The 21,410-nt window shown below is 66.9% G+C and carries 25 protein-coding genes; 17 read left to right on the top strand and 8 right to left on the bottom strand.

Translation table 11 applies throughout. The features are described 5' to 3' along the window. Window positions 1-16: 16 nt before the first annotated feature. Entirely contained in the window at window positions 17-751 is a 735-nt protein-coding gene (locus OG804_RS30370) for a DUF4191 domain-containing protein (RefSeq protein ID WP_328392060.1), read from the top strand. Window positions 752-796: 45 nt separating this feature from the next. Here OG804_RS30370 and OG804_RS30375 read toward each other — a convergent pair whose 3' ends face one another. Next, a complete protein-coding gene (locus tag OG804_RS30375) occupies window positions 797-1,252 on the bottom strand; it encodes an RDD family protein (RefSeq protein WP_328392061.1) in 456 nt (151 codons plus the stop codon). Between the two features lie 224 nt (window positions 1,253-1,476). Between OG804_RS30375 and glnA the strand changes: the two genes are divergently transcribed. Continuing rightward, on the top strand, window positions 1,477-2,913 hold the full coding sequence (gene glnA / locus OG804_RS30380) for a type I glutamate--ammonia ligase (protein WP_328392062.1): 1,437 nt from the start codon (window positions 1,477-1,479) through the stop codon (window positions 2,911-2,913). A gap of 268 nt (window positions 2,914-3,181) precedes the next feature. After that, a complete protein-coding gene (locus tag OG804_RS30385; protein WP_328392063.1) occupies window positions 3,182-3,397 on the top strand; it encodes a DUF4287 domain-containing protein in 216 nt (71 codons plus the stop codon). A 115-nt stretch (window positions 3,398-3,512) separates the two neighbouring features. Here the strand turns inward: OG804_RS30385 and OG804_RS30390 are convergent, their stop codons facing one another. Then, the gene (locus OG804_RS30390) at window positions 3,513-4,616 is read right to left on the bottom strand and encodes a C40 family peptidase (RefSeq protein WP_328392064.1); all 1,104 of its coding nucleotides are present in this window, start codon (window positions 4,614-4,616) and stop codon (window positions 3,513-3,515) included. Window positions 4,617-4,878: 262 nt separating this feature from the next. Between OG804_RS30390 and OG804_RS30395 the strand changes: the two genes are divergently transcribed. Together OG804_RS30395 and OG804_RS30400 are read left to right on the top strand one after the other, a co-directional pair. Beyond that, window positions 4,879-5,310 carry a VOC family protein gene (locus OG804_RS30395; RefSeq protein WP_328392065.1) on the top strand — a complete coding sequence of 144 codons (432 nt, stop codon included), beginning with the start codon at window positions 4,879-4,881 and terminating at the stop codon, window positions 5,308-5,310. 99 nt (window positions 5,311-5,409) lie between these two features. Then, window positions 5,410-5,724, top strand: coding sequence for a hypothetical protein (locus OG804_RS30400; RefSeq protein WP_328392066.1), 315 nt, complete (start codon window positions 5,410-5,412; stop codon window positions 5,722-5,724). A 30-nt stretch (window positions 5,725-5,754) separates the two neighbouring features. On the opposite strand, the gene OG804_RS30405 is transcribed toward OG804_RS30400, so the two are convergent. Then, the gene (locus OG804_RS30405) at window positions 5,755-5,952 is read right to left on the bottom strand and encodes a helix-hairpin-helix domain-containing protein (protein ID WP_328392067.1); all 198 of its coding nucleotides are present in this window, start codon (window positions 5,950-5,952) and stop codon (window positions 5,755-5,757) included. 551 nt (window positions 5,953-6,503) lie between these two features. Between OG804_RS30405 and OG804_RS30410 the strand changes: the two genes are divergently transcribed. Genes OG804_RS30410 through OG804_RS30420 form a run of 3 tightly spaced genes read left to right on the top strand, consistent with a single transcriptional unit; the run spans window position 6,504 to window position 8,427 of the window. Then, complete coding sequence (locus OG804_RS30410; RefSeq protein ID WP_442941918.1) at window positions 6,504-6,824, top strand: GntR family transcriptional regulator; 321 nt, start codon at window positions 6,504-6,506, stop codon at window positions 6,822-6,824. Continuing rightward, on the top strand, window positions 6,821-7,738 hold the full coding sequence (locus OG804_RS30415; RefSeq protein ID WP_328392069.1) for an ABC transporter ATP-binding protein: 918 nt from the start codon (window positions 6,821-6,823) through the stop codon (window positions 7,736-7,738). The genes OG804_RS30410 and OG804_RS30415 overlap by 4 nt, the downstream gene beginning before the upstream one ends. Next, window positions 7,735-8,427, top strand: a complete 693-nt coding sequence (locus tag OG804_RS30420; RefSeq protein ID WP_328392070.1) for an ABC transporter permease — start codon at window positions 7,735-7,737, stop codon at window positions 8,425-8,427. The genes OG804_RS30415 and OG804_RS30420 overlap by 4 nt, the downstream gene beginning before the upstream one ends. Before the next feature lie 53 nt (window positions 8,428-8,480). On the opposite strand, the gene OG804_RS30425 is transcribed toward OG804_RS30420, so the two are convergent. Then, window positions 8,481-9,032 (bottom strand): TetR/AcrR family transcriptional regulator, encoded by a 552-nt coding sequence (locus OG804_RS30425; RefSeq protein WP_328392071.1) that lies wholly within the window; start codon window positions 9,030-9,032, stop codon window positions 8,481-8,483. Between the two features lie 102 nt (window positions 9,033-9,134). Here OG804_RS30425 and OG804_RS30430 point away from each other — a divergent pair, with 102 nt between their 5' ends. The 9 genes from OG804_RS30430 to OG804_RS30470 all read left to right on the top strand — a co-directional run bounded on the left by OG804_RS30430 (window position 9,135) and on the right by OG804_RS30470 (window position 16,905). Continuing rightward, a complete protein-coding gene (locus OG804_RS30430) occupies window positions 9,135-9,806 on the top strand; it encodes a class I SAM-dependent methyltransferase (RefSeq protein WP_328392072.1) in 672 nt (223 codons plus the stop codon). A 249-nt stretch (window positions 9,807-10,055) separates the two neighbouring features. Continuing rightward, window positions 10,056-10,391 carry a hypothetical protein gene (locus OG804_RS30435; RefSeq protein ID WP_328392073.1) on the top strand — a complete coding sequence of 112 codons (336 nt, stop codon included), beginning with the start codon at window positions 10,056-10,058 and terminating at the stop codon, window positions 10,389-10,391. Window positions 10,392-10,431: 40 nt separating this feature from the next. Further along, a complete protein-coding gene (locus tag OG804_RS30440; protein ID WP_328392074.1) occupies window positions 10,432-10,764 on the top strand; it encodes a hypothetical protein in 333 nt (110 codons plus the stop codon). Between the two features lie 110 nt (window positions 10,765-10,874). Next, entirely contained in the window at window positions 10,875-11,189 is a 315-nt protein-coding gene (locus OG804_RS30445; RefSeq protein WP_328392075.1) for a hypothetical protein, read from the top strand. 94 nt (window positions 11,190-11,283) lie between these two features. Then, entirely contained in the window at window positions 11,284-13,620 is a 2,337-nt protein-coding gene (locus OG804_RS30450) for a CHAP domain-containing protein (protein ID WP_328392076.1), read from the top strand. 115 nt (window positions 13,621-13,735) lie between these two features. Then, window positions 13,736-14,329: a DUF4178 domain-containing protein gene (locus tag OG804_RS30455; protein ID WP_328392077.1), complete on the top strand. Its 594-nt coding sequence runs from the start codon at window positions 13,736-13,738 to the stop codon at window positions 14,327-14,329. Window positions 14,330-14,380: 51 nt separating this feature from the next. After that, window positions 14,381-14,803 (top strand): DUF4247 domain-containing protein, encoded by a 423-nt coding sequence (locus OG804_RS30460; protein ID WP_328392078.1) that lies wholly within the window; start codon window positions 14,381-14,383, stop codon window positions 14,801-14,803. Between the two features lie 40 nt (window positions 14,804-14,843). Next, a complete protein-coding gene (locus tag OG804_RS30465; protein WP_328392079.1) occupies window positions 14,844-15,269 on the top strand; it encodes a DUF350 domain-containing protein in 426 nt (141 codons plus the stop codon). 1 nt (window position 15,270) lies between these two features. After that, complete coding sequence (locus tag OG804_RS30470; protein ID WP_328392080.1) at window positions 15,271-16,905, top strand: polyamine aminopropyltransferase; 1,635 nt, start codon at window positions 15,271-15,273, stop codon at window positions 16,903-16,905. Between the two features lie 4 nt (window positions 16,906-16,909). Here the strand turns inward: OG804_RS30470 and OG804_RS30475 are convergent, their stop codons facing one another. The 4 genes from OG804_RS30475 to OG804_RS30490 all read right to left on the bottom strand — a co-directional run bounded on the left by OG804_RS30475 (window position 16,910) and on the right by OG804_RS30490 (window position 21,379). After that, the gene (locus OG804_RS30475; protein WP_328392081.1) at window positions 16,910-18,070 is read right to left on the bottom strand and encodes an FAD-dependent oxidoreductase; all 1,161 of its coding nucleotides are present in this window, start codon (window positions 18,068-18,070) and stop codon (window positions 16,910-16,912) included. 104 nt (window positions 18,071-18,174) lie between these two features. Continuing rightward, the gene (locus tag OG804_RS30480) at window positions 18,175-19,710 is read right to left on the bottom strand and encodes a serine/threonine-protein kinase (RefSeq protein WP_328392082.1); all 1,536 of its coding nucleotides are present in this window, start codon (window positions 19,708-19,710) and stop codon (window positions 18,175-18,177) included. 88 nt (window positions 19,711-19,798) lie between these two features. Next, window positions 19,799-20,056 (bottom strand): hypothetical protein, encoded by a 258-nt coding sequence (locus OG804_RS30485; RefSeq protein ID WP_328392083.1) that lies wholly within the window; start codon window positions 20,054-20,056, stop codon window positions 19,799-19,801. Window positions 20,057-20,065: 9 nt separating this feature from the next. Beyond that, window positions 20,066-21,379 (bottom strand): S8 family serine peptidase, encoded by a 1,314-nt coding sequence (locus OG804_RS30490; RefSeq protein ID WP_328392084.1) that lies wholly within the window; start codon window positions 21,377-21,379, stop codon window positions 20,066-20,068. Between the last annotated feature and the right edge of the window lie 31 nt (window positions 21,380-21,410).

Genomic DNA, 21,410 nt, shown 5'->3' on the forward strand with positions numbered 1-21,410 from the left:
CATTATTCTGGGAGCCATGGCAGCAGGCAAGCCCGACAAAGAGGCCAAGGCCGCGGCGAAAGCGGCGCGCAAACAGCAGTCGAAGGAACGTCGTCAGCAGATCTGGCAGGCGTTCCAGATGCAGCGCAAAGAGGACAAACTGCTGCTGCCGCTGATGATCGGCGCGGTGGTCCTCAGCACGCTGGTGCTGTTCGGGATCGGGTTCCTCTTCGGCGTGCAGTGGTTCCTGCTGCCGCTGGGCGTGCTGCTGGGCGCGTTGCTGGCGTTCATCATCTTCGGCCGCCGCGTGCAGAAATCCGTGTATGGCAAGGCGGAGGGCCAGGCCGGTGCGGCCGCCTGGGTGCTGGACAACCTGCAGGGCAAATGGCGGGTCAGCAACGGGATCGCCGCCACCACCCAGCTCGACGCGGTCCATCGTGTGATCGGCCTGCCCGGGGTGATCTTCGTGGGCGAGGGCTCCCCACAGCGGGTGCGGTCACTGCTCGCGCAGGAGAAGAAGCGCACCGCCCGGATCATCGGCGACACCCCTATCTACGACGTGGTGATCGGTAACGAGGAGGGCCAGGTCCCGCTCAAGGAGCTCCAGCGGTACCTCACCAAACTCCCGCGCAATATCGACGCCAAACGGATGGATCTGATCGAGGGCCGGCTCAGCGCGCTGAGCTCGCGCGGCGGTCCCGCGATGCCCAAGGGGCCGACACCGGGGAACGCGAAGATGCGCGGTATGCAGCGCACTATCCGCCGCCGCTGAGCGGAACCGGACCCGCGAGCGGGTCCGCACCCGCACGTCGCGCGGTCAGCGCGAGCGCACCACCGCGGTCCCCGTGGCCCGGTCGTGCATACCGCGGCCGTCCTCGTCGGTGAACAGGGCGGGGATCACGAACACCAGCAGTACCTGCCGGCCCAGCGCCCGCAGGAATCCGACCGGCGCTTCGGCGTCCACCCGGATCACCCGGATGCGCAGGAAGTACTGCCCGGGGGTGAACCCGAACAGCGTCACCGCGGCCAGCCCGATCACGAACCACAGGAGCAGGTTCACCGTCGACGCCGGCACCCCCTGTGCGATCAGCGCGGAGATCCCGACCGCGATCAGCCAGTCGACCAGCATCGCGACCACGCGGCGGAACATCCCCGGCAGCGATCCGACGCCGTCGCGCGGCAATCCCAACCGGGCACCGGCGTAATCGTCGCTGCCCGCGGAGCCGGGGGCGACGGGAGGTCCGGAGAGCCAGGAGCCGGTGATACGTGCCATGCTCCCAGGATAAGCGGTACCCGCACGCGCGCCGCGGCCGTGGCGGGCTGGACCGGGGTCGGCCGAACCCGCTGTTCGTGGCGTGGCCGAAGACACCCCGCCGACACGACGTGTAACACTGGCGAAACACACTCTTGACTGGCGGGAAACACCCTGTCCATAGCGTCGGGGCGCGACGCCCTGCACTCGATACTGGCTGGGAATCTATCCGTAAGGAGAACTAAGTGACGTTCAGCACGGCCGACGAGGTCATCAAGTACATCGCGGATCAGGATGTCGAGTACGTCGACATCCGGTTCAGCGATCTGCCCGGTGTGCAGCAGCACTTCTCCATCCCGGCGAAGGCCTTCACCACCGACCTCGCCGAGGAAGGCCTCGCGTTCGACGGTTCTTCGGTGCGGGGTTTCCAGTCCATCGACGAATCCGACATGCTGCTGCTGCCCGACTTCAGCACCGCGCAGCTGGACCCGTTCCGTGCGGCGAAGACGCTCAACATGAACTTCTTCGTGCACGACCCGTTCACCCGTGAGTCCTACTCGCGCGATCCGCGCAATATCGCGCGCAAGGCCGAGGAGTACCTGCGCTCCACCGGTATCGCCGACACCGCGTTCTTCGGCGCCGAGGCCGAGTTCTACATCTTCGACTCGGTCCGCTACGACTCCGGTATCAACGGCGCCTTCTACGAGGTCGAGTCGATCTCGGGCTCCTGGAACACCGGTGCCGAGTTCAACCCGGACGGCAGCCCGAACCGCGGCTACAAGGTCCGTAACAAGGGCGGGTACTTCCCGGTCGCCCCCTACGACCACTACGTCGACCTGCGCGACAAGATCTCCACCAACCTGCAGAACGCCGGTTTCGAGCTCGAGCGCGGCCACCACGAGGTCGGCACCGCCGGTCAGGCCGAGATCAACTACAAGTTCAACACCCTGCTGAGCGCTGCCGACGATCTGCAGCTGTTCAAGTACATCGTGAAGAACACCGCCTGGGCCGAGGGCAAGACCGTCACCTTCATGCCGAAGCCGCTCTTCGGTGACAACGGCTCCGGTATGCACGCGCACCAGTCGCTGTGGAAGGACGGCAAGCCGCTGTTCCACGACGAGGCCGGCTACGGCGGCCTGTCGGACCTGGCCCGGCACTACATCGGCGGCATCCTGCACCACGCCCCGTCGCTGCTGGCGTTCACCAACCCGACGGTGAACTCCTACCACCGCCTGGTCCCCGGCTACGAGGCCCCGATCAACCTGGTGTACTCGCAGCGCAACCGCTCCGCCGCGGTCCGCATCCCGGTCACCGGCAACAACCCGAAGGCCAAGCGCATCGAATTCCGCGCGCCGGACTCCTCGGGCAACCCGTACCTGGCCTTCGCCGCCATGCTGATGGCAGGCCTGGACGGCATCAAGAAGAAGATCGAGCCGCTGGCTCCGGTCGACAAGGACCTCTACGAGCTCCCGCCGGAGGAGGCCAAGAACATCCCGCAGGCCCCCACCAGCCTGGCGTCGGTGATCGACCGCCTCGAGGCCGACCACGACTACCTCACCGAAGGCAATGTCTTCACCGAGGACCTGATCGAAACCTGGATCAGCATCAAGCGTGAGCAGGAGATCGCCCCGGTGAACCTGCGGCCGCACCCGTACGAGTTCGAGCTCTACTTCGACGTGTAAGCCGCTATAGCGGTCTGACCTGCGACGGAGCATCTACGAACCACCTTCCGTCCGCAATACGTCCGCAACAGCTGTAGACGAGTCCACCCGCTCAGTGATCACAGACGCGATCACTCGGCGGGTGGACTCGTGGCTCGACTACTCCTCCGTGGAGAACCGCCGACTCCTCCCGGAAAGTGATGCCCGACACATGGGTCCGGCGGCCGATGAGATCCCGGCCGGTCTCGCGTCTTCTTTTCAGAGTTCGCGTCGAGCAAGGAGATCGAAGATGTCGACCACACCGAAGGGCCCCGCGTCCTACTTTCCGTCCATCGAGGCGAAGTACGGGCGGAGTATCGACGAATGGAAGGCCGTCCTGCGCGACTCCGGATCGTCCGCGCACAAGGAACTCGTCGAATTGCTGAAGACCCACGGTTTCGGGCACGGGCATGCGAACGCACTCGTCCAGCACCACCTGCACCCCGAGAAATGGGCGGCTGCCTGAACGAATTCATCCGGGACATCGGCGGGCGGGCCGACGCGCACGAGGGGTGCTGCGGGTCTATCCGCTTCTGCTGTGGGCAGCTCGCACGGAGTCCGGGATTCGACGGGTGTTCCGGTTACGCCTCGACCGAGCGCTCCGCGGAGGGTGCTTTGACGATGCCGAATATCTGCCCGGCGCCGATCGCGTAGTTCTGGCGCTGCACTTTATCGCTGGAATTGCCCTCGATGGTGTGGATCCGGCCGTCCCGGACGGACTCCACGATCCCGATGTGGTCGGGATTGCCGTCGCCTTTCCAGTCGAAGACGATCAGATCGCCCGGCTGGGCCTGGCCGGCCGTCGCGTCCAGATTCATGGTCAGCGCGTCGTTCCAGACCGCGGGGACGTAGTCGTAGTCGGTCCAGTTGACCTTGTAGCCGGCTTCGTCCCACAACCAACTGGTGAACGCGGCGCACCAGGCGCTGTCGTTGTCATAGGGCTTGCTGTCGAATGCCTCGTCGAATTCGCTCACCCCGATCTGGCTACGCGCGCGGTCGAGCGCATCGCCCACCGGGTCGTCGTGGTCGCTGTCCTCGTACCCGGCGTCGCTAGCGGTCTGCCGGAAGGGAGTGCTCACCGGCACGACGCCGCCACCGTTGCGGTGGCTCGACGGGACGGTCGGAACAGATCCATCGATCTCGCGGGCACGCCTGTCGATATCGTCGGCTGCCCTGTCGACTTCGTCGTGCACGCGATCCACCGAGTTCAGGAGAGCGTGGATCAGTCCGATCTCCGCTGCGGCGGAGAGCCGGTAGATCCCGTCGTCGCCGGAGGCCGGTGCGGGCGCGCTGGTGAGCGTGTTCTTCAGTTCCCTCTCGATCGTCCGGACGTTCTGGTAGGTCTTGTTCGAGGTGTCGAACGCCGCGAACTTCGAGCTGTCGATGTTCTGGTTCTCCCGTTCGAGTTCCGATACCCGGGTCTCGACTTCTTTGCGGCGATCGGAATAGCTGTCGACCAGGACGGATTTGTCCTCGGGTGCATCCAGCCCCTCGTCGCTGAGCAGACCCTTCTTCTCCAGCCACTCGACGAAGTCCGGCTGGCTGCCGGGGTCGCCCGAGGCCAGCAGCAGCACCGACCGCTGAATGTATTCCTCGACCGCGTCGATGATCGCGTCGAGGCCCGGGCTGGAGCCGTCAGGGTGCGGCAGGGTGATCTCGAGTTGCGCCGCGCTGGTCGGACTCATCCGGATCCTTCTCTCTGCGCCGACTGGACGGGTCCCAGCGCGCTGCCGGTACGGGGGCGACCGGCGTCGGGCCGGAGTGTCACCCAGTGCGACATATCGCCATTATCGGACATTCTCGGCGTAGGGAAATGTATCCGATTCACCCCACGGAATCGCGGGGCCGGGCGCCGAAGATGTTCCGTGGATACGGAATCCGTCGGCGAGTGGGCGCCGTTGTTACCTCGCGCGGGGCTAATATCGAGCCCCCGGATCAGGAGGTTCCGTGAAACAGCAGGCGCACTTCTTGACGATCGCGACGGCCGATCTCGACGCGGCCCGGCGGTTCTATGTCGACGCCCTCGACTGGGAGCCGTTGCTCGATGTGCCCAACGAGATCATTTTCTTTCAGATCGCACCGGGTCTGGTGCTGGGTTTCTTCCACGCGGAGAAGTTCAACGCCGATATCTCCGACGGGTCCGATCGGGCCGCGGTATCGGGACTCACCCTGTCGCACAACCTCGGCAGTCGCGAGGAGGTGCGCGGCACCGTGGACGCCATGGTCGCCGCGGGTGGCACCGTGCTCAAACAACCCACGGACAGTGAGTTCGGTGGAGTGTTCAACGGGCACGTCGCCGATCCCAACGGCGTGGTCTGGGAAATCGCCTACAACCCCGCGTGGCGGATCGACCCGGACGGTTCTGTCGTCTTGAGTTGACGCGGGCGGTGGATCGGCTCCGGCTCGCCTCCCGCCGCCGTAGGCTGATGCCCGAAATTCGGCCACGGCCGGGCACCCGCGAGGAATCGGAGTTCGCACATGGTGATTCGTGAACGACTCGGAATGACCGCGGTCGATACCGCACCCGTCTACGGTGAACCGTTCGAGACGGCGGACGGCACGATCGTCATCACCGTCGCCCGCCGCAGCAACCCGTTCACCACCACGCTGCGGCCGGCCGGGGTCTTCGTGGTGAGCGACGGGGCGGCCAGCTGGGTGCCTGCGGTCGATGTCAGCCGCATCGCGCTGACCGGCGAATGGATCGGTCTGCTCGCCGCCGTGATCACCGCCTTGGCGGTGCTGCGGCGCCCGCCGTGGCCGGACCTCTCCCGCCGGCGCTCGGGCACTTCCTGATCATTGTGCGGTAGCCGCTGACGGGCGCGATCAGCTGTTCGCGCCGAGCCGCGCCCGCGTGAGCAGCGCTATCGCGCGCGGCCCGACACCGTGCAGGGCCGACAGGTCCGCCAGGCGTTCGGGCAGGTCGCCGATCGACCGGTAGCCCGCGTCGATCAGCGCCCCGGTCGCCGGTCGGCCGATCTTCACACCGTCGAAGACCGGTCCGCGATCCTCGGTTGCCGTCATGCCGCGAACTTACCCCCGAAATCGGTGAACTGCTGGAAGAATTCGGCCTGGTGACGAAGCAGGACTGACCGCCCCCGCCGCGGAGCTCGGTGCTAGACCGATGCGGTGGCTCGTAGGGTGCGGGAGTCCTGGTCGGCGGTCTCGTATTACATGCTGACCGCGTCGCCGATCGCGATGCCGTCGAACTGTGTCCGTGCAACGAGTCGAGCCCGACCCAGATATGGGCGCCGTCAGACGTTTCGACGATGCCGGTCGCTCGTTTGTTGTTCCAGCGCCGAATTCTTCCGGATGCGGTGAACGCCGCGACCCCTGTGCGTTACCGGGGCTATCCGATGCCCGGCCCGGATCTCGACGTGGTGATCGGCATTCGTGGTCCGGTCCACTTTCGACGCGATCGGGTCGTCGGGTCGCCCTGTCGCCGATTCTGTTTCGCCTTGCGCCGTGGTCGCGACGGTACTATGGTTCATTACATGAGTAATGAACCACTCAACCAGGGAAGGTGAGGTCCTGTGCTCGCGGACGGTAAGCCGCTTTTCCTGCAGATCGCGGAGATGGTCGAGAACTCGATCGTCGACGGATCGTTGCCCGAGGAGACGCAGGCGCCGTCGTCGAACGAGCTCGCGGCCTTTCATCGGATCAACCCGGCGACAGCGGCGAAGGGCCTGAATCAGCTGGCGTCGGACGGAATTCTGTACAAGAAACGAGGGATCGGCATGTTCGTCACCGCCGGTGCGCGCGGCGCGCTGCGGCTGCGGCGCAAGGAACGATTCGCGCAGCAGTACATCGACCCGCTCATCGCCGAGGCGGACAAGCTCGGCATGGGCATCGACGAACTCAAGACCCTGCTGGACCAGCGGGAGGGGACCCGATGAGCACCACCTTCATCGATCCGGCGCTCGACAACGAAGTGCTGGCATCGGCCCGCGGCCTGACCATGCGCTTCGGCTCGGTCACCGCACTCGACGATGTGACCTTCGATCTGCGCGAGAACACCATCTACGGGTTGCTCGGGCGCAATGGCGCCGGGAAGACCACCCTCATGCAGGTGCTCACCGGGCAGATGTTCCAGACCGCGGGAGAGGTCCGGATCCTCGGCGCCGTCCCGCACGAGAACGCCGCCGTACTGCGCTCGGTGTCGTTCATCAAGGAGAGCCAGGCGTATCCGGCCGACTACAAGGTCGAGAATGTGCTGACCGTGGCCCGTCATCTGCTGCCGAACTGGGACGAGGACTTCGCCCGCGAGTTGGTGAGCGATTTCGATCTGCCCACCGACCGCAAGGTCAAGAAGCTCTCGCGCGGTATGACCTCCGCGCTCGGCGTGATCATCGGGCTCGCCTCCCGAGCTCCGCTGACCTTCTTCGACGAGCCCTACCTGGGCCTGGACGCGGTATCGCGCCACCTCTTCTACGACCGCCTGCTCGCCGACTACGCCGAACATCCGCGCACCGTGGTGCTGTCCACCCATCTGATCGACGAGGTCGCCGACCTGCTCGAGCATGTGCTGCTGATCGATCGGGGCCGGGTCGTCGCCGACGCCTCCGCCGACGCGCTGCGCGATTCCGCGATCACGGTATCCGGCGCGACGACTGATATCGACCAATTCCTCGGTGACCGGGCGGAACTGCGCCGTGAGTCGCTCGGCGCCCAGTCACGGGTGCTGCTGCGCACCACCGGCAATGCCGAGGACACCCGGCTCGCGAAAGCTCTCGGCCTGACCGTCGAGCCGGTTTCGCTGCAACAACTCATCGTCGAAACCACCACACTGCACCGCAAGGAAAAGTCATGATCGCCCGCGCTCTCAACGTCTCCCGGATCCACACGATGGCCTGGCCGGCGCTGATCGCCTGGCCGCTGGCGATTCTCTTCGCGGCCTTCGTGATCCCGTGGGTGATCTTCGCGCTGATCGACGCCACCGAGACGACCACGACCGGCAGTATCTACGCCATCCTCGGCCTCATGACGGCCTTCTACATGAGCGCGATGACGCAGACCTTCCCGTTCGCCCTCGGCCTCGGCGTCACCCGCCGCGACTTCTTCGCCGGGACCGTGCTGGTCGGCGCCGTTCAGGTCTTCGGGCTGGGGCTGCTGCTCTGGGCGCTGGCCGTCGTCGAGGGCCTGACCGACGGGTGGGGTGTCCGAATGGAGATGTTCGGCCTACCCGCCGATTTCACCGACAGCGGGCTCGTCCAGCTGGCAACCTACCCGGCCTTCCTGGCCCTGCTCGCCTGCGTGAGTCTGTTGCTCGGTGCGATCTTCCAGCGCTGGCGGGTCAACGGCCTCTACACCGCCGCCGCGGTTGTCCTGATCGCCGGCGGCCTCGCGGCCGTACTGGTCACCTGGCAACGCTGGTGGCCCGAGGTCGGCTCCTGGTTCGCCGACGTTCCGCGCGTGGTGCCGATGGCGGTGCTGCCCGCCGCGGTCGCGCTGGTGGCGCTGGCCGGTGCGTGGGCCACGATTCGCCGCGCTACCGCGTGACCCGGCCCACCCGGGGCCCCGCTCGCACCCGAGGTGTGGCGGGGCCCTTCCTTTCACCGTGAGCGGGTACCGCCGGGCGGGGGCAGATGTGCGCACATCTGCTGGAAATGGCGCCACGCGGTTTCAGGGGGGACGGGATCGGTGCGATCGGTGACCGCGCCGAGCAGGCCGACCAGCGCCCACGACAGGCTTGTGACAGTCAGGTCGTCGACCCACGGTTGCGGCTGCTCCGCGAGGTGTTCGCGCAAGATCGTCGCGATACTCTGCCGGTAACCGCGCAACGCGGTGGCCGAACTCTTCGGGCCGATCAGCGCTCGGTACACGTCCGGGTGGCCGGCGGCCAGAACGAGCATCACACGAACCGGCGCCCAGAGCCCCCGCCCGGCGCGGCGGCCGATCTCGGTGCGCAGGAATTCGGCGCAGCTCACCACCAGCAGATCGTCCTTGTCGCGGTAGTGGGCGTAGAAGGTGGAACGCCCGATATTCGCGCGGTCGATGACATCGCTGACAGTGATCCGGTCATAGGGGCGTTCCATCATCAGCCCGATGAGAGCCTCGTGCAGGGCATCGCGGGTGCGGCGGACCCGGCGATCTGGCGCGGACATGGTCTCCTCTCGGCGGACAGTTCCGGCGGATCTGTACGGAAACGGACGGATCACGCGGTTCTGATTCTGGTCGGGAACGGGGTGGGTGGCGACGATCGACTCATGACATCCGATCAGCGTGTACGCAAACCTATGTTCGTCGACCAGCCCGATACCGGGCTCGTCCTCTCCGGCCTGCGCCGGTACAACCTGTTCACCGCGGTGTTCTTCCTGGGCCGCCAGGGCCGGCTGCTGCGGGATTTCGTCGACCGCACCGGGTTGCGGCCGGGTGAGGATGCCCTGGACATCGGCTGCGGGCCCGGCAAACTCGTGCGCGCACTCGGTCGGCGGGCGGGGGAGGCCGGAACCGCTACCGGCGCCGATCCCTCCGCGGAGGCGGTCGCACACAATCAGCGTCGGGATCCGCGGCATCGATATGTTCGGTCCGCGGCCCAGGAACTCGACTTTCCCGACGCGGCATTCGACGTGGTGACCTGCACGTTCGTAATGCACCATATTCCCGAGAAGTATCGGGCGGCAGCGCTCGCGCAGATGTGGCGGGTGCTGCGGCCAGGGGGCAGGCTGCTCCTCGCGGACGCGCACCCGTCGCCCACTGTGCGGACAGCATTCGCTATGAGCGACCGGGTCCGTCGAAGGGAACCCGCGGATCGCTTCGCGGTCGCCGATATTCGCCGCTACTCGCCGGCGCTGCGTGAGATCGGCTTCGATGAGCCGGAGTTCGTGTCACGCGGCCACAACACTGCGACGCTGCTGGCCATCAGGCCGATACGCTGAGTTGACGGCCGGCATCCAGTCTCGCTGAGCCGGAGCTTCCCACTGATGGTGAGTCGCTAAGGGATATGACAAATTGGATCTTGTGCCGTTGACGGGAGGTGGAGCGTTGCTGCGGACTCTCCAGAACATAGGAAGGGGTCCGGGCCCCGGAACGTCTCTTGTGCTGCGGGACGGTTTCGAGTCACATCCCGGCCGAGGTCTTTTCCGTGTCCGGCACTCGGCGGTGGTGCAGTCGGGGGGAGCGCGGCGGTGAGACATCCGAGGACGGTCGCGACACTCGCGTTGGGGCGTGCTCTGGTGCACACGACCGACGATATGCTCGACCGAATCGACTCGATCCGGGCGCGGCGTCCCTCGCCCAGCGGGCGGGTGATCCCCGAGGTGAACGGGAGTGGCCGGCTCACCGACATGTACATCGCTCCCGGAACCATTGCCGCCGCCGCTGATCCAGCGAGCCTCGCGGCCGACATCATGGCCGGGATCACGGAGAGTACGGACGACGCACTGCGGCAGCACACTATCGCGATCCAGGAAACCGTCTGGCCTGATGTTCCGAAGGTGCCATGGGTGCGCCGCCGCCGCTAGTCGAGATCGCGCACGGGCTGCGTGCGGTGCCATGTCGGGTGTGAGCGCGATGGACGACGTCGAATCGCAGCCGAATCGGAATTCGCCCGTGTACGAGGCATTCAATCCCGACTATTCGGTCGGGGTGGGATGCAACCTCTTCGGGGTGATCGTCGGTGTGCACCTGGGTGATGAGGTCTGGGAGAACACCGACGCCTGGCTGGCGGCCGAGATCGTTCGGGTGGCCCGCTTGGCGCATCTGAAGTCCCAGGTCGGGAGAAGGTCGGTGCTCTCCGCGAGGGGGGCGCTGCCACATGTTCTCGACGAGCAGGGCCTGCCGACCGAGGCGGACTATCAGCGAATAGAGAAAGCCGAGTTCGGCGACGTGTTCTGATGTCCGATACCCACGGTCGGACGTGTGCATACCACACGCGGTTCCGCATCCCAAGGGTGGGGATAGCCGAAAATATGCCTACGGAGTACAGGCGGGAAAGGATCCGACCCATGAGCCGCTTTGAGCAGCAGCCGGACGATTTGCGCAGCAGCGGGAGCCAGGACCACAGCAAGGTCCCAGCGCTGCACGAAAAGGCCAAGGATGATCAAGATTGGGAGTCGGGGTTCCACTCGGGCGGCGGAGACGGCGTGTGGCCCATGGTCGTGGCTGCCCGGGAGATACGCCGGGCTCGAACCGCGAACTGGACGTACACGGCCGATACCCAACAGGGTTCGGGCGATACGAAATACGGTGCCGCGACGACGTTCGAGGACACTGACATCGAAGGCGGGGCCGGGGTGAACCGGCGTGCCGCGGACTTGTGACCGTTGATCCGATAAGGCGCCCGCAAGGGTCCACCCCACAAGATAGGGATGCCGTCGGGTGACCGCGGCGAAATAGACGTCAGGAGTCGTTCCGGTGACGGACCACAAAGGTACATTCGACATCGACGACAACAAGTTGAGCGATGGCGACTGGATTGTTTCGAAGAACGGCGACTACAAGATGGGCCTGCAGGACGGCCGACTCGTCGTCGTGGACAAGAACGATCACGTCGTACAGCAGACTGGCGATTGGGACGCCAACGAAATCTATTTCGACGAAGACGACGGCTGGTTCGACGACGATACTCGCATCACGCTCGAGAACGATGGCGATGAAAGGCGCGAGCTTATCGCGCATTCGAACGATGATGGTGCAGGCGGAAACGACGATATATCCCAGATAGCGATCACCAACGACGGACGGATAATCTTCGTCAGAGGCGATTCGAAGCTGAAGGATAGTTGGGACGGCAAGTACCCCGGCGACGATAAAGTCTTCAAGGATTTCAAATTCGACGGCCTTGAGTCTGTAGACACCATCGAAAACCTTCGACGGCAAACGTTCGGGCTCGGCTATAATCCGCAAGATCCGGATAAACTGAAGCCGGACAGTGACACGGAAGGATTTCCGCTCGAAATCCAGAAGCCGCGCGCTACCGGGGGCGCCGAGATCTCCACTTTTCTAGCGGGCTATATCGACCTGAACAACGACTACCTGTCCTATCTGACACATCAGATCGGGACCGGTGATATCAACAAGCCGAGCTTTCTGAAGGATCCCAAAGACGACAAGGCCAAAGACAGCGGTTTCGACCAGAAATTCACGGACGAGCTGGCGGAGGCTGCGGGTAAATCCTACGAGGCGGAAGGCGTACTCTCGGCCCGATTAGCGTTGCTGAAGAGGAGGGGGGCGGCGGTCGACAAAGGATTCGGCGATAAGCTCGTGGTGATCGACGACTTCAATCATATGACGTACAAGAGCATGTACGAGCGGGTTCTGCAACTGAACGACAAGATCGCCAACAGCCTGATCGGGGTGAACAAAAATGAAGAAAATCTCAAGAACGAAAAAGGCGACGCGATAGACGCCGCTGACCCGGGTATTCAGCATGCCATCGAAGAACAGCCTCTCTATGGATACATCAAAGAGGGAGTCGACGACTGCGCCAAGTATGTCAACGACTACGTCGAGGAGATGGAGAAGCTGGCAAAGGAGAATCCCGAGTTCAAGGAGATAATCGACGACGGTGACAATCATCCGGGGAACGACCCGGAGAAACCGAAACCGAAGCCCGATCCCGATCCCGAGCCCGATCCAGACCCCAAACCGACGCCCGAGCCCGAAAAAACCCCCAAGCCCCAGGACACCGGCGACGACACCAAGGGTGATCCCCAGTTCGGTTCCGGCGACGAGACCGATAAGGGTAAAGAGACCGGCACCGGTGACGATGACCCCAAGCCGGGCGACGCCGCCGACGTGCAGAGCGATCTGGAGAAGGAATTCTCGAACATCGTGGGCGGTTCGCCGACCGATGAGACCGGGGGGACCGACGAATCAGATCCGCTCGGCGGCACCGACAGCAAAGACGACGAGAAGTCCGGCCTGCAGCAGATCAAGGATTACCTCGCGGGCGATACCGGCACCAATGGCGGCGCGGCCCAACCCAATGTCCAGCCGGCTGTCAACAACGGCGGCGGCGACAACGGAATGGGCAGCATGATGGCGATGGCGGCCCTTGGGCCGATGCTGTCGGGCGTGATGGGCGGCGATCAGGCCGGCAAGGAAGACAAGAACGACAAGGACGACGACGATGATGATCGTCGCGACGAGGACCAGCCGGCCCCCGGGCCCGGTCAGCAGCCGCCGGGCGTCGCCGCGGCTCCTGCCCCCGGAGATCCGGGCGCCACGGCGCAGCCGGCGGTAGCCGCCCCCGACAACGGCACGCCGCCGCCGGTGAACACCCCGGGCGCCACGGTCGACCACAAACTGCCGGGGGCGAACGGTCCGACGATCAAGGTCCCACAGGGTGTCGCGGACGCCTTGACGCGGCAGGAGAGCAACCCGGCGATCAGCGCGAGTACCGCCTACGAGGGCACGCCCGGTGCGCAGACCCCGGAGAAGCCGTGGTCGGTCGTCGATACCACTCCCCAGACCGGCGATGTGATCGTGTGGGACAACAACCACAGTGCGATCGTGGTCAACAACGGGAACGGCCTGTTCTACATCGACAACGGCCAGATGGTCGCCATCGATCAGAACAATCTCGACAGCGCCCAGTACGGCAAGTTCCAGAACTTTCTGCACCCGACCGGTCTGGACGCCGCCGGTATCGCGCCCAGCGAGCCCGCGCCGACGGAGTTGCCGGAACCGAAGATCACCCAGTCGCAACCGCCGCCGCCTCCGCCCGTGCAGGCGCCCCAGGCGACCTGATCCGGTGGTGCGGTACCGACGGTTCCGGGTCCCCGTTCCGGGGGACCCGGAACCGGCGTCGGCGAATGCTAGTCTCCGCTGAGTTCGCCAGAGGGAGGCTGCCATCAACGCGCTGTTGCTCGTCCTGTTGATCGTCGTGCTGGTCGTGGCCGGCGTGGCGCTGTATCTGCTGGTCCGGAAGAAGGACGAGCCGGTCGCGGCGGCCGGGCCCGTCGACCCGTTCGCCGACAAGGACTCCGACGCCCTGCGCGGTGACCCGCGGGCTCTGAAGGCCGGAGATATCGTCGATATCTTCGGGGAGACCTTCACCGTCCGCGGTTCGCTGCGGCTGAAAGAGGGCGGGTACCAGTGGAGTGAGCATCTGCTGGATACCGCTGAGGGCACCCGCAAATGGTTGTCGGTGGAGGAGGACCCGGACCTCGAGCTGGTTCTGTGGACGGAGACCCCCGGTGTTGCGGCGGCGGGCGGAAACGAGCTCGAGCACGACGGGAAGCGGTTCCGGCTCGACGAGTCGGGCAGTGCCCGGTACCTGAGTGAAGCGACGACGGGGCTGACACCGTCGGGCACGGTGGCGTACCACGATTATGTCGCCGACGACGGAACCCGGCTGTCGTTCGAGGATTTCGGCGAATCGGGCAAAAAGGAAGCCGCGATCGGGCAGGTGCTGTACCGAAGTGCGATTATGATCTACCCGCAGTCCTCCTCGTGAGCAGTAGCCGCGGTACCGGAGGGACTGTGCGCCGGACGGGGGAAGGTTTCTGTGAGTCGTAAGTCCTGGGTGATCGCGATGGTCTGCGCGATCCTCGCGGTCGTGCTGTCCGGATGCGGATCCGATGACGACGACGAGGGCATCCGGTCCTATATCGCCGCGAACTACACGCGTGCCACCAAGCTCGACGAAGCGAACAACGGGACCGCGTATACGGCGAGCAAGAAGCCGACGGCGGTCGCCGACGAGATCACCAAGGCGATTCGGCCGCTGGACCGGCGGACCGCCGGTGCGACCACCTACCTGCAGTACCGCGACGACATCATCGCGATCTCGCCGAACGGGTCCGGCGCGAAGATCCTGCTCGACGACTATCGGACCGGGCACCGCCGGCACCACAGCGCGGTCAGCGTCTTCGGCTGGCCCAGTGACAACACCGGCTTCCGCGGCGGCGGTTCCGGCGAGGGAAAGTAGCCGCCGGCTCCGCCCACAGATCCACTCCCAGGAGGAAACAATGCTCGAAGACCTGCCCGCGAACGCCGGCGCCGCGGCTGCCTATTCCGGCCTCGGGTTCGTCCTGATGGTGTTGGGGTTCGTCCTGGTGGACGTGCTCACGCCCGGTAACCTGCGTCATCAGATCTGGATCGAGCGCAACCGCAACGCGGCACTGCTGGTCGCCGCGAACATGCTGGGCGTGGGCATCATCGTCGCCACCGCCATCTGGACCTCCGACGGCGCGATCGGGCAGGCCCTGGTGACCAGCGCGGTGTACGGGATCATCGGCCTGGTCGCGATGGCGCTGGCGTTCCTGCTGCTGGAGTTCGCGACTCCCGGGGAGTTCCGGGGCGTGGTGAACGAGCACGAACTGCATCCCGGGGTGTGGGTGAGCGCGGCGGTGCACATCGCGGTCGCCGCCGTGGTCGCGTCCGCGCTGACCTGAGTTGCCGCGCAACGATTCCTCGGCGAGCACCGTCGAGTCGCCGTCCCCGGCGGTCGGGGACGCGCCTGTCCGGGATGCGTCGTCCGGGACCGGCGCCGCGCCGCCGCCCGTTCCCGGCCGGTTCGCGCGGTCCGCTCTACTGCTCACGGTGTTCGTATGCGCCGCGTGCGGACTGGTGTACGAACTGTCCCTGGTGACGCTGGGCAGCTATCTGATCGGTGACACCGCGACCCAGGCGTCGATCACGCTGAGTGTGATGGTCTGCGCCATGGGGGTCGGCGCACTGGCCGCGAAACCGCTGCGGCGGCTGGCGGCCCCGGCGTTCGTCGCGGTCGAACTGGCTCTCGCGCTGGTGGGCGGGCTCTCGGTGCTCGGCTTGTACGCCGCCTACGCCTGGCTCGATCTCTACACGGCGGCGCTCGTGGCGGCGGCGGCGCTGATCGGCGCGCTGGTGGGCGCCGAGATCCCGCTGCTGATGGAGATGCTGCAGCGCATCCGGAAACAGGAGGCGGGCAGCGCGGTCGCCGATCTGTTCGCGGCGGATTATGTCGGCGCCCTGCTCGGTGGTTTGGCGTTCCCGTTCCTGCTGCTACCGGTGTTCGGGCAGATCCGCGGCAGTCTGATCGTCGGGGTGGTGAACGCGGTCGCCGGGCTGGTGCTGGTTCTCGTCTGGTTCCGTGGCGATCTGTCCCGGTGGGCGAAGGCGGCTTTCGGCGCGGTCACCCTGCTGGTCGCGGCGGTGCTGATCGGCAGCTACGTCTACGCCGACCGGTTCGAGGCGACCGCGCAGCAGGCGCTGTTCGCGTATCCGATCGTCTGGCAGCGCCAGACCGAATACCAGAAGATCGTGCTCACCGAATCCGTTTCGCCCTTCGGGACCCGCGATACCCGGCTCTTCCTCAACGGCGACCTCCAGTTCTCGTCGGTGGACGAATACCGATACCACGAGGCGATGGTGCACCCCACCCTCGCCGGGACGCGGAAGAATGTGCTGGTCATCGGCGGTGGTGACGGTCTCGCGTTACGGGAGATCCTCGAGTATCCGGATGTGGACACCGTCACCCTGGTGGAACTCGACCCGGCCATGATCGAACTCGCTCGCACGGATTCGCGGCTCACCGAACTCAATCGGCACTCCTTCGCCGACCCCCGCGTACGGGTGGTCACCGCCGACGCGTTCGCCTGGCTGCGTACCGCGGAATCCGAATACGACGCCGTCATCGTCGACCTGCCCGATCCGGACCAGACCTCCATCGCCAAGCTCTACTCCACCGAGTTCTACGCGATGACCGCCCGGGTGCTGGCGCCCGGCGGAACCATGGTGGTGCAGGCCGGTTCGCCGTTCTTCGCCCCGCATTCGTTCTGGTGCATCGCGGCGACCGTCCGCACGTCGGGGCTGAACATTCTTCCGTACCACGTGGACGTGCCGAGTTTCGGCGACTGGGGCTTCGTCCAGGCCACCCGTGACCCCGAACCGGAGCTCGCCCTGGACCCGCCCGTGCCGCCGCGGTCGATCGATCAGCAGAGCCTGCCGGCGGCCACGGTTTTCGCGCCGGACCGCCGGGACACCGGCGAACAGCCGTCGACGCTCATGCATCCGACGATCCTCGACCTCGCCCGCAAAGAGTGGGTGTAGGAGCTCACACGGGCGGTTCCCAGGACAGCACCGGTCCGAGGGCGCGCAGGGCGGCGGCGTCCGGGGTCAGCCGCAGCACGGTGTTGCGCACCAGGGCGACCGGCGGCCAGGACATCTGGAGTGCGGCGCCCATCCTGCGGGACAGCCGGACCAGCGGTTGTACGCGGGCGCGGCGAGTCCGATCGTATTCGGCCAGGGCGGCCGGAATGTCCGGGATCCGGTCGAGCAGCGCCGCGAGCGTGACGGCATCCTCGACGGCCAGGTTCGCTCCCTGCCCCAGATTCGGGGTCATGGCGTGCGCCGCGTCCCCCAGCAGTGCCACCCGCTCCCGGACATAGGTGGCCGGCGGCGGCAATTCGTAGATATCGTGGCGCAGGACCGCGTCCGGGTCGGCCGCGGCGAGCAGCGCCGGGATCGGATCGTGCCAGTCGTGGAAGCGGCGGTTCATCTCGGCGAGTTCGCCGTCGGGACTGCGCTGTCCCGCGGGAAGATTCGCGGAGCCGAACATGTACACCCGGCCGTCGCGCAGCGGGGCGATCCCGAAACGCCGGCCCCGGCCCAGGGTCTCCCCGCCCGAATCGATCGGCGCGGCCGGGCTGACGATGGTCCGCCAGGCGGTGTATCCGGCGTAGACCGGCGGTCGCGAATCCGGCCACAGCGTCGTCCGGATCGTGCTGTTGACACCGTCGGCGCCCAGCACCAGATCGGCCTCGCTGAGGCCGCGACTGTGCTGTACTCGGACTCCGGCGCCGGTCGTTTCCACCGAATGCACTGTCGCGCCGAAATGCGGCGAGTCCGGTCCGAGCGCGTCGCGCAGGATCTCCGACAGTCGGGTGCGGTGGATGACCACCAGATTCCCATAACGGTGGCGTAGTTCGGCGATATCGGTGCGCACCAGCCAGCGGCCGGCGGTATCGCGCATACCGCCCTCGGTCGCCGCCAGGGACTGCTCGCGCACCGCGGCGCCGACTCCGACGGCGTCCAGGCCACGTAAACCGTTGGGCCACAGGCTGAGTCCCGACCCGGCGGGTTCCGGCCCGGCGGCCCGTTCCAGGATCTCCACCCGCCAGCCGCGCCGCCGCAACGCCACCGCCGCGGTGAGACCCGCGATTCCGGCGCCCACAATGACGGCGCGCCGGTCGGCGTGGTTCGGATCCGTGGCCATCACTACCTCCGATCTCGAAGCCGCACTGTCCGGACTCGGCTCGATTATCGCCGGTGCCGCCCGGTTCCCCCGCAGCGCGGTCGCGCGCTACCGGCGTGCCCCGATCAGCGGGTCGAGGTCGGCGCGGTGGGGGTCGGCGGCGTGGACGGGGTCGGTGTGGCACCGGACGGCGTGGCCGGTGCCGACGCCGACGAAGTGGCGATGGTGCTGCCCTGGGAATCGGCCTTCTCGGTGGTCGCGCTGCCCGACGCCGCGGCGGAACCGGTCGGCTCACCGCTACCGGTGCTTTCGGGGGCGGTCGTCGTCGGCGGTGTGGTCGTGGTGGGTGTGGTCGTGGTGGGCCGGGTGGTTTCGGGTGTGGTCGAGGTCGCCGGAGTGGACGAGGAAGGGGCGGCGGTGGTGGTCGGCGGCGCGGCGACACTGGTGGTCGGAAGCGGTGGCGCGAGCGGCGGGGCGGGTTGCGGTTCGGCCGCCGGGCCCTCGGTGGGCGCGGTAGGAACGCTCTCCGCGACGGCGGTACCCGGTAGGACCGGCGGCGCGGCCGGAATCGTGGTGGTAGCTCTCGGTACGGTGTGCGGCGCTGGTTCCGGCACCGGGAGCCGAGGCGCGGGTGCGGGTTCGGGGGCCGGTTCGGCGACCGCCGGGCCCGGCACCACGGTCGCCGATGCCGAGGGGGGCGCCGGCGGCGCGGGCGCATCGGTGACCGTCGCGGTGCCGTCCCTGGTCAGTGCGAGCGCGGACCCGCTCACCAGCGCGAAGACCAGTGCCGCGACAGCGATCCCGGCCCGTGGCGTCCGCCGCGGCTCGGGCGGCGCGACAGCCGGAGGCAGCAACGCCTGCTGTGCCGCGGCGGCGAGTTCACCCGCCGAGCTGTACCGTTCGTCCGGTTTCTTCGCCATTCCCTGGGCGATCACCGCGTCGAACGCGGGCGGCAGACCCGCGGCCGAGGGCAGTGGCGGCCGATCGGTGAGATGCGCGGCGATCTGCCGCTCCACACTGTCCCCGAGATACGGTTTCGTCCCCGCCAGGCATTCGTACAGCACGCAGGCCAGGGAGTACACATCCGAGCGCGCGTCCGTCTGGTCCAGCGTGAGTCGTTCCGGCGCCATATAGGCCAGCGTCCCGATCATCGTGCCGGCCCGGGTGAGCGTGGTGTCCTGACCGCTGCGGGCGATCCCGAAATCGATCAGATACGCGAAGTCCTCCGGCGTGACCAGAATATTGGACGGTTTCACATCCCGATGCAGCACGCCGCCGGTGTGCGCGGCGTCCAGGGCGGCCGCGATCTGAGTGATCACCGCGACCGCTTCGGCGGGGCCGAGCGTCCCCTTGTCCGTGAGCACAGTGGCCAGGTTGGGGGCCTCGACCAGACGCATCTCCAGGAACAGGCGGCCCTCGATCTCGCCGAAATCGTGGATCGGCACGATATGCGGTTCGTGCAGCCGGGCCACCAGCTGGGCTTCGCGCTGGAAGCGCCGACGGTACACCTTGTCCTGCGCGAACTCCGCCGACAGCACCTTCACCGCCACCATGCGCTCGGTGCCGGTGTCGTAGGCGCGGTGGACTTCCCCCATGGCGCCGGCCCCGAGTGGATCGAGCAGTCGGTAACGACCGAACTCTGTACCTTCCACACCTTCCACGAGCTACGGATACCACATCCTGTGATCGATGACAGCACCCCATCACCGCGGGTGAGTGTGGAATCACCCAGCGAGAAGGACTTTTCCGCTAACGATCGGGCTCGTCTCGCCCCATGGATTCACGCTCCACGGATTCGACGGGAGGGTCCGCGAACACGGTGGCCGCGGTATCGGCGGCCAGGCGCGCGGCCGCGGTCGCGTGGACGCGCAGCGCGAACCGGCCGGTGTCGGGGTCGAGCGCGATCAGCCCGTATTCACCGTCGACCTCGTCCTCGCGCAGACCCAGTTCGCGCAGCGCGTCGGCCAGCACCGAACCGGGGGGCAGTGCGACGGTCAGCAATGGCATCACCCCAGGTTACGCGCGGGCCGCGACCTTCTGCAGTTCCGCGAGCAGGGCCCCGGGCTCGACGATGCCGTAGCCGTAGTCGTAGTCGAATCCGGTGCCGGCCCGGTCGGTCGCGGTGCGCTGCAGCAGTTCCCGCAATCGGGCCGGCGGCAGCTCGGTGGCCGACCACCGGGTGCGGATCGCGGCGACCACTCCGGCCAGTACGGGGCAGGCGGTGGAGGTGCCGGTATCCGGAACATCGGCGCCGAAAGCGGTGGAGCCGAGGAAATGGGAGTAAGCACAGAGATCGGGTTTGCGCTCGGAGAGCCGTCCGGGACCCTGCGAGGAATACCCGACGCGTTGTTTACCCGTATCGACACCGGCCACCGACAGCGCGTTCGGATGTGAGTTCGCACCGGTGATCGGCCGCTCGGGGTAGGCGCAGCGCCCGTCCGGGCAGTCGCGGCCGCAATTGCCGGCCGCGAAGAGGATATCGGCGCCCGCCGCGTCCAGCGAGCCGATGATGATGTTGAAAGGGTGATCCGGATTGTCGGAGTAGTTGCCCGGATCGCCGACCGGGAAATCCCACTGCGGCGCGAACGACCCCCAGCTGTTGCTGATCACCAGGGCCCGGCGGTCGGCGGGTTGCTCGGTCAGCACGGTGCGCAGGTGGGCGAAGGCGGCCAGGGCGTCGGAGAGCAGGCCGTCCATCCGGCTGCCGCCGGACCGCGTGCTCTGCAGCAACGGGATATCGAGGAAGGCGGCGGCCGGCGCGGCGATCATGGCGTCGAATGCGCACATGGTGCCGTGGTCGACGGGGAATTGTCCCGCGGTGCCCACGACTCCCGCGGGGTTCCAGCTGCGGGCCGCGTCGATCGCGATGGCGGCGCCGCTGACCTGACCCACCTTCGCGGCGTTGATCCCGGTGTCCAGGACGGCCAGTGCGACCCCTGCGCCGGTCAGTCCGGCGGCGGCGAGTTCGTCGCGTCCGAGCAGGGCGGCCACCTCCTGCCAGGTGCCCACCGGTCCGGTGTCGCCGCAGGTGAGTACCGGCTCGATCAGTGGATCGGCGAATATGCCGGTCACACCCGGTGCGCCGGAGACCGCCGCGCGGGCGGCCGGGTCGCCGTCGGGGATCTCCCCGCGCACCAGGTACGAGCCGCCATCCGGGCGCGAAGCATCGCTCACCGCGGTGCTCGGTGGCAGCGCGACCGGGCCGAAGGCGGTGTCGAGAGTGAATCCCGGTACCTCGCCGGTGATTTCGGCGGCGGAGATACCGGCCGCGGATGTGGTTGCGGCGGAGATCAGTTCGGGTTCGGGGCGGAGCTCGATCACGACTCGCATGCCCGCAATAGTGCCCCGCGGATCCGCGAAC

Source organism: Nocardia sp. NBC_00416, assembly GCF_036032445.1.
Classification (GTDB): Bacteria; Actinomycetota; Actinomycetes; order Mycobacteriales; family Mycobacteriaceae; genus Nocardia.